Origin of the sequence: Winogradskyella sp., assembly GCF_013042245.1 — a bacterium.
Classification (GTDB): domain Bacteria; phylum Bacteroidota; class Bacteroidia; order Flavobacteriales; family Flavobacteriaceae; genus Winogradskyella.
This window is the reverse complement of the sequence record NZ_JABDQL010000104.1, coordinates 1-11,267: the sequence shown is the minus strand read 5'-3', so window position 1 is coordinate 11,267 and position 11,267 is coordinate 1. Positions and strand designations below refer to the sequence as shown.

The 11,267-nt window shown below is 33.8% G+C and carries 9 protein-coding genes; all 9 read right to left on the bottom strand.

Going from position 1 to position 11,267, the window contains the following annotated elements; translation table 11 throughout:
* Positions 1 to 251: 251 nt before the first annotated feature.
* On the bottom strand, positions 252 to 1,631 hold the full coding sequence (locus HKP48_RS08355; RefSeq protein ID WP_296344763.1) for a sugar porter family MFS transporter: 1,380 nt from the start codon (positions 1,629 to 1,631) through the stop codon (positions 252 to 254).
* A gap of 280 nt (positions 1,632 to 1,911) precedes the next feature.
* The gene (locus HKP48_RS08350; RefSeq protein ID WP_296344761.1) at positions 1,912 to 2,211 is read right to left on the bottom strand and encodes a T9SS type A sorting domain-containing protein; all 300 of its coding nucleotides are present in this window, start codon (positions 2,209 to 2,211) and stop codon (positions 1,912 to 1,914) included.
* Between the two features lie 37 nt (positions 2,212 to 2,248).
* A complete protein-coding gene (locus tag HKP48_RS08345; protein ID WP_296344759.1) occupies positions 2,249 to 3,946 on the bottom strand; it encodes an Ig-like domain-containing protein in 1,698 nt (565 codons plus the stop codon).
* Positions 3,906 to 4,355 (bottom strand): hypothetical protein, encoded by a 450-nt coding sequence (locus tag HKP48_RS08340; RefSeq protein WP_296344757.1) that lies wholly within the window; start codon positions 4,353 to 4,355, stop codon positions 3,906 to 3,908. Before HKP48_RS08340 ends, HKP48_RS08345 begins: the two co-directional genes overlap by 41 nt.
* A 110-nt stretch (positions 4,356 to 4,465) precedes the next feature.
* Positions 4,466 to 5,461 carry a T9SS type A sorting domain-containing protein gene (locus tag HKP48_RS08335; protein WP_296344754.1) on the bottom strand — a complete coding sequence of 332 codons (996 nt, stop codon included), beginning with the start codon at positions 5,459 to 5,461 and terminating at the stop codon, positions 4,466 to 4,468.
* 19 nt (positions 5,462 to 5,480) lie between these two features.
* Positions 5,481 to 6,965 carry a glycoside hydrolase family 30 protein gene (locus HKP48_RS08330; protein WP_296344752.1) on the bottom strand — a complete coding sequence of 495 codons (1,485 nt, stop codon included), beginning with the start codon at positions 6,963 to 6,965 and terminating at the stop codon, positions 5,481 to 5,483.
* A 14-nt stretch (positions 6,966 to 6,979) separates the two neighbouring features.
* Positions 6,980 to 8,395, bottom strand: a complete 1,416-nt coding sequence (locus tag HKP48_RS08325; RefSeq protein WP_296344750.1) for a glycoside hydrolase family 30 beta sandwich domain-containing protein — start codon at positions 8,393 to 8,395, stop codon at positions 6,980 to 6,982.
* Between the two features lie 37 nt (positions 8,396 to 8,432).
* Complete coding sequence (locus HKP48_RS08320) at positions 8,433 to 10,157, bottom strand: SusE domain-containing protein (protein WP_296344748.1); 1,725 nt, start codon at positions 10,155 to 10,157, stop codon at positions 8,433 to 8,435.
* 13 nt (positions 10,158 to 10,170) lie between these two features.
* Complete coding sequence (locus tag HKP48_RS08315; RefSeq protein WP_296344746.1) at positions 10,171 to 11,175, bottom strand: RagB/SusD family nutrient uptake outer membrane protein; 1,005 nt, start codon at positions 11,173 to 11,175, stop codon at positions 10,171 to 10,173.
* Between the last annotated feature and the right edge of the window lie 92 nt (positions 11,176 to 11,267).

The following is an 11,267-nucleotide window of genomic DNA, read 5'->3' as shown; positions in this document are numbered from 1 at the left end:
TTAGACGAGTTAGAAGAAAAAACAGTGCAGCTAATAAAAACAACTGATAATCATAAAGTTAAAAGCATAACATCTTATGAATATCTAACTAATAATTATAACAGTATTTTTAATTAAGAAATTGTATTAGAAGCTAAAGCGGATGCACTAAAGTGCATAGTTTTAACTATTTTTGGGACCAATAAAAGACAATGAACTAAAGTTATAAGAGGTCGTTTTGCCTATGCATCATCTGAATAATAATATTTAAACTATTCCCAAATGTCTTCTAGTTGTTCTAAGGATTTGCCTTTTGTTTCTGGGACGAATTTATAAGTCACAATAATAATTATTGCAATAAACACAATGAATATAAAGTATGGCAAAGATCCATTCCAAAACGCATTATTATTAGTTTCACTGCCTACTACCATTGGGAATGATTGCGACACCACGTAATTTGCTGCCCACTGTGCAGCTACTGCAATAGACATAGCAACACTTCTAATTTTATTAGGAAACATCTCTGATAATAAAACCCATACAATAGGTCCCATAGATAGTGAAAATGAAGCGATAAAAATTAAGATACCTAATAAAGACAGGATACCAACATTTTGTTGCTGTAACGTTACTCCTAATAGTAAAAACCCAATAATCATACCTGTACAACCAATATATATTAATGGCTTTCTTCCGAATTTATCTACAGTATACATGGCAACAAAAGTGAATACAACATTTATAAATGCTAAAAGAATTTGTTGTAATAAGACATCTTCTTGACCAAAACCTAAGGCTTTTTCAAAGATATCAGCACCATAGTAAAGCACAGCATTAATACCTGTAAATTGTTGTAATACAGAAATTGTAGTTCCTATAATAATGATACCTAAAATTAATTTTGAAAAGTAATTAACTTTAGAATCGGTATCGTTTTCATTATGTAATGATGCTTGTATTTCTTTATAGTCGGCTTGCGCACTTTCTTCATCTTGAAGTTTATTTAACACAGCAATGGCTTCTTCATTTTTGCCTTTTATACACAACCATCTTGGGCTTCTTGGTACAAAGAATAATAAAACTAAAAATAATGTACTTGGAATTAACTCTGACCAAAACATGCGTCTCCACCCAAATAGAATACTCTCTGTTTGCGTTAGGTTATTACCAATGAAATAAGTAACTAAGAACACACTAAAAAAACCAATAACAATAGCAAGTTGATAATAAGTTACCATCTTACCTCTTATAGAACTTGGAGCAATCTCAGCGATATACATAGGTGCATTCATGGATGCAATTCCTATACCTAATCCGCCAATAACTCTAAATATAACTAGGGTAGTTACTGTTTCGGGAAAAAGACTTGGTAATCCTGACCCAAATGCGGATATGGCAAAAAGAATTGCTGATATAATTAATGATTGTTTTCTTCCTATTTTAATACTTAATTTACCTGAAATTATAGCACCAATGAAACAGCCTAAAAGAGCACTTCCTACAACCCAACCTTTTAAGGCGTCACTCAATTCAAAATACTTGCTTAAATAAAATTGAGCACCATTTATAACGCCTGTGTCATAGCCAAACAAAAGTCCGCCTAAAGCTGATATAATGGTTATTAGTAATAAGTATGATTGTTTTTTCATTTTGGATAAGTTTTGAATATTGAAATAAAAAACAACACGTCTTAAAAATATATTTTAAAGAACGTGTCTAGTTGAAACAATTTGCTATCAATTTAAGGGTTTAATTAATATGCTAATATTTTTTTTTGAATGTCCGTAATATATCATAAATTGATTTTAATTTAATCTATAGCATTGAGTACTTCGACTGTGCTCAGCATAAACTAAAGTCGAAGTACTCAGCTTAAACTAAAGTCGAAATGTATTAAAATCAAGTGCTTATATTTAGCTACGCTGAACCTTACGGTTTCTCGACTACACTTCGACTACGCTCTGTGACTAAGCTCTGTGACCACGGTCTGTGACCACGCTCGAAAATACAGAAAATTAGGTTTATTTTTAGCTTATGATAGTTAGCGTATACACAATATTTTTTTACAATTTGATGGTCATTACTAGTTAATCTGACAAAGTAAAGACCATTCTTGGTTAAGTCTAAATTCATTTGAACGGAATTAGAATGACTTAGGTTATCAAAATTTTGAATAAGTCTTACTGCCATGTCAATAATCTCAACACTTCTTACAAGGACTATTTTCATTATTATTTTCTAAGATTAAAACTCTTGAATTGCTATTTTAGACAAGTCTAATATCTTTTTTGAAAGTTCTTAAATCTTTTTCTAGTGACAACTCCCTATTAGTGTTAGTACATGACCATTGAGGATCTGAAGTAAACAATAATGTAGAATTGCTAATATTACTTACGCAAAAATTGATAGTTACAGAGCCCTTTTTACTCTCTGAAGTAATAAAATTAACCGTTCCTGAAGCGGCCGTTATACCAGAAACTACTTCATTGAACAATCCATAAAATTCTCCTTCTACAACAGCATTTTCTACAGGATTACCCAGATTATCACTAACAAAAACCTCTGCAGCACCAAATTTCCTGCCTTGAGATGCAGATTGGATTCCTGTAGTAATTGATGATACAAACATTGTATCTGCACCAGTACCATTAGTTACAGTAATGTTTACTGGATCAGAATCTGTAATAGCTCCTTCATTATCGATAGTTCTTGCAATGATTTCATAGTTACCATCAGAAACATTTAACCAATCAAAACTATAAGGACTTGTAAAATCACTAGCTAATAAGTTGGAGTTTGCATAAAATTCAACATTTGCTATGGTTCCATTTGTATCTATAGCATCTGCTGAAATAGTAATGTTGGTAGGAGATGTAAAAGATGTACCATTTTGAGGTGAGGTTAAAGACACCGTTGGAGGTACATTATTTGAAGTATTAGATGTCCACTTAAATGTTACAGCTGCGTTTTTTGGTATAATATAATCAAATGATTCACTTCCTACTCTAATTGTAAACGTTTCTTGAGGTTTATTTGAATTATTATATGCAATTACAGCAATTGATCCATCAGGGTTTTCAAAAGCGACATTAAATATTTTATTGCTTTCTGTACTAAAGATTCTAGTGGCACCTTGGTCAACAAATTTACTGATATGGCCTAATACATAATACTCCACTTCTTTGGTAATTTGACCGGTTGAAGAATTAACAGTTACTACTCCTCTACAATCTATACAGCCACCATTTTGTGACCCGTTATTTTCGTCTAAGACCAAATTCCAAAGTAAAATACCTTTAGCCCAATTTCGTGTTGTGCCAACAATAATATTTTTCATGTTCGAAGCAAGATTATTTGCGAAATTTGGAGCATAGTCTCCACCGGTTATTTCAGTAAACCATATGCCTTTATATGGATGTGCATTATAGACAGTAGATTGTGCTGAAACATCAGCTGCATAACCATGAAACGCTGATCCAATTGTAAAGTTTTTTGAATTATTATCATTGAGAATTTCTATAGAGTAATTTGGATCGTCCCTATTGTGATCATACGCAATAATACCTGCAGTTAAACCTGTACTTGCAAACGCTGGACCTATATCATTTTTTAAAAATGAGATTTGATTACCGGGATCCATTCTCATCGATGTATAACTTGAAGTCTCATATTTAGGCTCATTTTGAACTGTTATTGCCCATATTGTTAAGCCGTTATTGACATAAGCCTCTACATATTTTACTAAATAATCGGCAAAAGTATTATACCATTGTGTATCTAACCAAGACCCATTTAAGGTGTAGTTTTCTTTCATCCGCGCTGGTGCACTCCTTGGCGTGCCCCCTATCTTTAATGACGGATTCTTTTGAATAGACGCCTGTAGTGAAGGAACAAGATAATTTAGATCGTTGCCTAAAGAAAAATTAGTTAATGGTAGGGTCTGTTTGTCCTTGTGCAATATCATTATACGTATAACTACTTAAATTAAAGTCAGAAGCACCTATACTGTGTCTCACCCTACTTAGATTAATACCTGTATCTGTAAATAGATCATTTAAAAGAAGATCCTTTTGCGATGTTGATAATTTTGTTTGTATTAAATATGCAGATGAGCCTGTCATAGCCGCACCTAACCCATCCATGGTTTGGTAATTGATAGCGTCGTCAATATCAATAACAGTACCATTTTTTGTTCCTGAGCTAAATGAAAGGTCATTCTTTTCACTTAGCTTATTAGTTTGGTCTCCTGTCGTTAACCATACTTCTACGGATTGAGCGATAACAATGTTCGAAATAAAAAACACCCCAGTAATGATAATATATTTCACCAATATTAATTTAGAATATTTGATGTGTTTATATGTATTGTTCATGTGTTTATATGTAATGTTTTTTTAGGGACACATGCTGTTCGCTATTAATAATTCCTTTGGGTAATAATATGTTTAGCATGCGCATTTCATAATGCTTTAGCTTAATTTATTTAGTAGACCATAACTTTCTTAACCAATTGTTTATCGCTACTCTCAACTCTCACAAAATAAATGCCATTAGTTTGACTTTGAAAATCGATACTAATATCACTAATAGAATTAATACCTTCTATAGTTTTAATAGATTTGCCTGTAATATCAAACACTTGAATTTGTGATATTTTATTATTGAGTCCTTCACTAAAGAAATTCACCATTCTTTCTGTTTTATTATATACAATTTTTAATGAATTAGCTATAAAGTCTTCCGTGCTTAACACATAATTACAGGCATTAAATACATCGTATATATTCGCTCCAGAATTATTTACAGTAATTAATCTATTATTTCCTGTAACTGTTGCACAAGTTGCTTCTGGTCCAGGTGTTTCATCATTTCCCCAACCTGCAGCGCTTAAATATTTATACTCAAATGTAATTGGGTAATCAGCTGGTGATGGTAAACGTAACATTCCGCTATGGATATCTCCAGTGGCATTTGGAAACGATAAATTTTCTGGATTCCAATCAGTATGCCAGCCTACCATATGCACATTGCCTGCAACAATAGAACCTGCACTTGCCATATCCACATTAAACGTTACTTCGAATCCTGTACCAGAAGGATTACAACCATTAAAAGGAACTGGCTCTAAAATTACTGCCAATCCAGAATTATTTACATAGATAAATCTATCTCCATTTGTTGGAGCACAAGGGTAACTTGCTGATTCTTCTTCTCCCCAAGCACTTCCATTTAAAAATTTGTAACGATGCCATCCTTCGGTTAATTGAACAGTAACTGCGTAAATACCAGTTATACCTTCTTCAGTAAGCATTGTTGCATCAGTAGACCATCCATTAATTGTACCAGCAACATGAACACCATTTGCACTTACAGTCTCTGCAGACATATCTACTCTAATAGTCACATCTACTTGAGCATTTGTTTGTAACGAAAATAGCATTACAAGCATCATTAATCCGATAAAGTAATTTTTTTTCATGTATCTTTCTTGTTATTAGTTAATAAATTATTGTTTGCATTGCATGGGGCAATATTTTGTTTTTTATCTCATAATCACCGACAAGTAATTTGTAGTCGATAGGATCTTTAGTTTTATTCATCACTACAGTTATAATTTGCCCATTTGGATTTTGAAACGACGTACTTTCAATAGTACTTCTGCTCATAGTTGTACTAATACGTTTAGCTTTAGGCTTAATAAATTTTGAAAAATGACCTATGTAATAATACGTTGGTGTATATATGAGTTCGTTATTTTGAGTGTCTGCATGTATTGGTGCAAAGCAAAAATTCTGTACGTGATTTGGTCCACCTTTTTCATTTAATAGAATATTCCAATCAGTCCAACCAACAGTACCACTATTAAAATCATTAATCATAGAATTACCATAACGTTCTGCATTAGACCAGCGCTCGTATTGTGTTGGATCGAACTTTTCTTGACAACCTTCTGTGAATAACAAATTCATTTCTGGAAAAGACGCTTTTATGTTTTTTAGATTATCGTATTTAGGCTCTCCACCTGTCCATATTTCATACCAATGAAAACCAATTCCCCAAGCATATTTCATAGCTTCTGGGTCTTCAAAAATGGTGTTAGCTCTATGAGAGATTAAATCTCTGTTATGATCCCATACGACAATGTTTTTACCACTAAATCCATTGGTTGCAAATGTTGGTCCTAGATTGTTTTTTAGGAAATCACGTTCTTCTTCTGCTGTATAAATACAAGATTCCCAACGTTGTTTTGCCATTGGCTCATTTTGTATAGTTACTCCCCAAACTGGAATACCTTCCGCTTCATAAGCCTCTATAAACTTCACAAAATAATCTGCCCAAGTTTGATAATATTCAGGTAATAATTTACCTCCCTGAAGCATATCATTATTAGATTTCATAAATGCTGGCGGACTCCAAGGACTTGCGTAAAACACCAAATCATCATTAATTAATGCTTGTGCACGCTTTATCATAGGTATGCGTTTTACTTTATCCTTTTCTATAGAAAACGTTTTGAGCTCCTTATCTCCTTCTTCTATGTAAGTATGACTTCCTAACCCAAAATCACTACTATGAATACTCGTTCGTATGATATTATAATTAATACCCTCTTCAGAGAAATAGGCTTTTAAAAATTCGTCTTGTTTTTCTTCACTTAGTTGAGAGAACACCTCTGCTGCCGCATCTGTAATTGCTCCGCCAATACCTAAAAATTCTTGAAATTGCTTTTCTGGATTAACAAAAATTGCGACTTCAGTCTCTAAAGGTTGTTTTGCATTTTCAAAAGTCTTTTGAAGGTCTAAAAACAGTCTTTTATCTGTATTCTCTGCAGTGGTGTATATTTGTGCCTCTTTGCCTAATAAATTTGTCTTTTCTTTAATATCGCTTTCGTTAATGACCGCTAAGTCATTACGCTCTTCATTTTGTTTACAAGACAATAAAGTGATACATACAAAAAGTATATAAAAACAATTTTTAATCATTTCTTATAATTTAATTACCAAACAAAAGTTGCAACTGCACCTGCTGGTAGTGTTACAGATATCGGTTCTGTTGGTACGTTAATATTTAGTGATTTTTGTACGTCGGAATTGTTTAATACAACCACTACAATCTTATCTTCAGGTGTTTTGTAAGCTACATTTGGAAATTCAAAAGACGTATTAGATTCAATCCTTACAGAACCTACTGGAACAAATTTTGAAGAATGTGCTATGATGTAATATCCAGGATTTCTTTGCACAGAATTACCATCTATTGTAATCGCCCCAAGACATTCTGTGCAACCACCATCTGTATGAGGATTGCTATTTGGGTCAGCCGCTAAATTCCATTGTAACACATTTTTACTCCAATTTCTTGGTGCTCCAACCATAAGTTCTCTAACATGCCAACGTATATCTGAATAAAAATCTCCTGGTGCTTGGATCCACTGCTCTGTGAAATACACATTTCTGTCTGGATGTGCATTACGAACAAGCGACATATTATCTATTTGACCAGCATATAAGTGAAATGCTGATCCGTCTACATAACTTTTTGCTGTTGCATCGTTCAATATTGAAATTGGATAATCTGGATTGTCTAGATTATGGTCAAATAAAATTATTTTAGTTGTTATATTTTCCGATTGAAACGTGGGACCTAAATTGTTCTTAATAAAATCTCTTTGCTGCTGCGCATTCATAACCATACTTGGGTTATTGAATGGGTTTTCAGGCTCATTTTGAATGGTAATAGCATCTATGATAATGCCTTGAGCTGCCATTCCTTCAATATACTTAACGAAGTAATTGGTGTATGTACTATAATATTGTGGCAGTAATTCGCCACCAACAGTATTATTGTTATTCTTCATCCATGTTGGCGCTGACCAAGGTGTTGCTAATATTTTAATGCTTGGATTAATGGTTAGAATTTCATTTAATACTGGCACAAGATTAGTCATGTCTGCATTTAATGAAAAATTATCTAAATTTTCGTCTGTTTGACCACTTGGTAAATCGTTGTAGCTAAAGGTTGACGCATCTAAATCGGAGGACCCAATACTAATTCTTAAGTAGCTAACACCAATACTATTTTCTCCGGTTCCAAAAAGTTCTTGCAATAATTCTGAACGTGTTGCTGAAGACATATTATTAATTAACATGGCACTTCCACCTGTTAATGAATATCCAAAACCATCCATTTCTTGATAGCTTGTACCTTCAGATACATTGATTGTAAAATTCGAGTTAGTTACCATTGGAAATATCCCACTGGTAGTTAACGTGAGTAGATTAGCTTCATCTGGTGATGTGAGGTAAAAATCTACATTTACATCCTCCACTACTGGTGGTGGATATGTCTTCATTTCATCTTTATTACAGGCTTGTAAAGCAACTACGAGAAGTAGTGTAAAATAAAATTTCAAATTATATCGAGTTAATAAATTCATAAGTTTTAAATATTTATTGTGCAAATTCATAGGTTCCTGACTGGTAATCATCATTAAGTATTATAGTCACAGTATATGAACCATCAGTTTCAATATTGAGCATGTTTGCTCCACCTCCATTAATAAGGTTTCCCGTTAATGATGTCGGGTCGTCACTACCAAAATCAAAATCCCAAGGGCTGATAAATTTACTATCGGATCCAGCTATAAGATTAGATGTTACAGTGAAAGTATTTGGATGACTATAAGACATTTGAATCTCCTGTCGCTCATCCCAAATTTGCCAATGGAATAATTTAATATTATAATAAGTCCAAGTAAGTTCTGGTGCGCTAAAATCTATATTAAAACGCAATGCTCTATCTGTTAATACTGAAAATGAATTACTATTTTCTAAAAGTGTTATGGCATCTGAGACTAAGTCACCATCTGGTGTAGCACTATCAGCAAGAATACCACTAACTGAATACGACGTTCCGCTTTCATCTAAAGCACTATTTAAAGTATATGTGTTACTAGCTTGCATAGCAATAAAACGCGCTGAACTAAAAGTATCTCCACTTAATGAGAACTCTTCAATCATTGCTCCATTTTCAAACAAGAACAATTGTGCTGGTGTAGCAATTGGCTCAACAACTGAATCATCTATTTCAAAAGAATATGTGTAGTTATCTGCAGATAAGTCTAAAGTCACAAAATATAAACCAGTTTGGTTGTTTGGTATATCTTCAAAAGTTAATCCTTGATTACCGGCTTCACCTTCCAAAACAAGGGTATTTGGTGTTCCTACGATTCGCTTTAGTAAATAACCCCAATCACCATTTGCTCTAAATACAAATCCACCTGTTTCTATAAGATTTATTGATGCTTTCCAAACGCCATTACCTTGGTAATCTAAAGGTTCGTCTCCTCCCCAACCACCATTAATTGGTGTGCCTACCATACTCCAAAAATTTATTTGAAGAAGCTCATAAGTATTGTTGTCTAAGTTTACTGTTATTCTGAATTGCTGAGAATCATTGGCAACTATGGCATCTCCAAACGATACGATATTGCCATCACTACCGCCAAACTCTAAAGCCGGAAGTGAACGCTCACTATAAAACTTGTAGCTTTCACCTGCGATAAGACTCGTATAGACTTCGTAGATATTAGAAAGCTCACCATTACTGTCTGTTAAACGCTTTAAAGCTATAGCTTGCGATAAATCATCATTGTTTTCTGTTGCTGTCCCAGAAATATAAAGCGACTGAGGCAATGCTTCATTTTCGAAACGCATAATGGTTACGTTTGAAGTAGATAGGCTTGACTTACTCAAGCTATTTGCTCTAATTGCAAAGCTTACAACAGCCTCTTCATTGGCAGGAAAGCCTGAGAAAGCTAAGGCTTGATCTAATGCTTCGTAACTTACGGATAGTGATGTATTTGTTCCGTTATTAGAAGGTTCTGAAGTGAAAAATGGTGCAGAAAAATCTGTTGTTCCTGCTGGAGCCATTAAGACTTCATAAGTCACTGCATAGCCTTCTGTTGATACAGCTGGTTCCCAACTAAAAGTAACGGACTCGCTAGGTGTATCTTGATCTAAGACGATACTTTGATCTTCTGTTGGTGTTAAAATTACAGGTGAACTTAATTCCCATTCACCTTCAGGTTGTAGATTATCCTCTTTTTCACATGTAGTAAAAGTGAAACTAATCAGGAAACTTAATGCAACTAAATATTTGTGCTTTGTTTTCATAGCTAAGCGTTTTTTAAAGTGGATTTTGTTCTAAAGCAGGATTTCTATCTAGCTCTTGTTGAGGAATTGGCAGTAATGTTTTTGCCTCTGTCATGTTATAATTAACTTGATTGCCTGTTCTTAAATCTATTTCTACTAGATTATTCATAGTAGAGACTAATAGGTTATATCTGGCAAGGTCATCCCAACGTTGTCCTTCTTGAAATAACTCTAATCGTCTTTCTTTAAGTATAGTTTGTCGCAATACTTGTTGAGAGTTGCTTTGAGCGTCTGTTAAGTCTGGTAATTCTGCTCTAGTTCTTATTCGGTTTACTTCTGTAATAGCGGATTGAAGTTGATTGGTCTCATTTAAAGCTTCGGCCTTTAGCAAAACGATATCACCATATCTTATGAGATAAGTGTTATCCGCACTTGCAAAACCATTTGCGTTTTTCCATTTGTAACTAAATGGTATTGCTGTACCTTGGCTATTACCCCAAAATTCATCAACCCATTGAACAGACTCAAATAAAATTGAAGCATTTTTTCTAACGGTATCATCTTCAGAATCAAACGCATCAACTAAATCAACAGATGGTGTCACAAATTTTCTCCATGAATCTCCGCTTATAGATGGCGGTAATAATAATTGTGGACCAAAATTCCCTTCATTTCCACCAAGGTATTGTACTTCAATAATAGACTCTGCATTATTATAATTATTACCGCTAAATAGTTGATTAAATGGTATGAGTTGATAGCTTGCGCTGCTACTCTCAACAGCTTGTATACTATTTAATACAGCATCATAATCAGGATTAGGTTGTTGCGCATAAGCCTTGGCTGCCAATGCATGTGCTGCACCTGATGTTGCTCTTGCTTTATTAATACTTGCATCATTGCCATAACTAGCTGGCAATAATGTTGCTGCAAATTCTAAATCTGCAGTAATTTGCGCATAAACGGCTTCGGCTGAAGACCTAGGAATATTAACATCTGAGGCTTCAGTAGATGTTATTGTGTTAGTAATGCGAATCAAGGGTTGGTAAATAGATAAAAAAACAAGCTTAATTCATTGAAAAACAACGTCTTAAACTTGTTTAAGTTATTGATTTTCAGTATCTTAATAGT

Excerpts from the sequence above, each read along its gene's own strand:
- HKP48_RS08355 (WP_296344763.1), bottom strand. The coding sequence starts at position 1,631 with ATGAAAAAACAATCATACTTATTACTAATAACCATTATATCAGCTTTA.
- HKP48_RS08350 (WP_296344761.1), bottom strand. The coding sequence starts at position 2,211 with ATGAAAATAGTCCTTGTAAGAAGTGTTGAGATTATTGACATGGCAGTA.
- HKP48_RS08345 (WP_296344759.1), bottom strand. The coding sequence starts at position 3,946 with ATGATATTGCACAAGGACAAACAGACCCTACCATTAACTAATTTTTCT.
- HKP48_RS08340 (WP_296344757.1), bottom strand. The coding sequence starts at position 4,355 with ATGAACAATACATATAAACACATCAAATATTCTAAATTAATATTGGTG.
- HKP48_RS08335 (WP_296344754.1), bottom strand. The coding sequence starts at position 5,461 with ATGAAAAAAAATTACTTTATCGGATTAATGATGCTTGTAATGCTATTT.
- HKP48_RS08330 (WP_296344752.1), bottom strand. The coding sequence starts at position 6,965 with ATGATTAAAAATTGTTTTTATATACTTTTTGTATGTATCACTTTATTG.
- HKP48_RS08320 (WP_296344748.1), bottom strand. The coding sequence starts at position 10,157 with ATGAAAACAAAGCACAAATATTTAGTTGCATTAAGTTTCCTGATTAGT.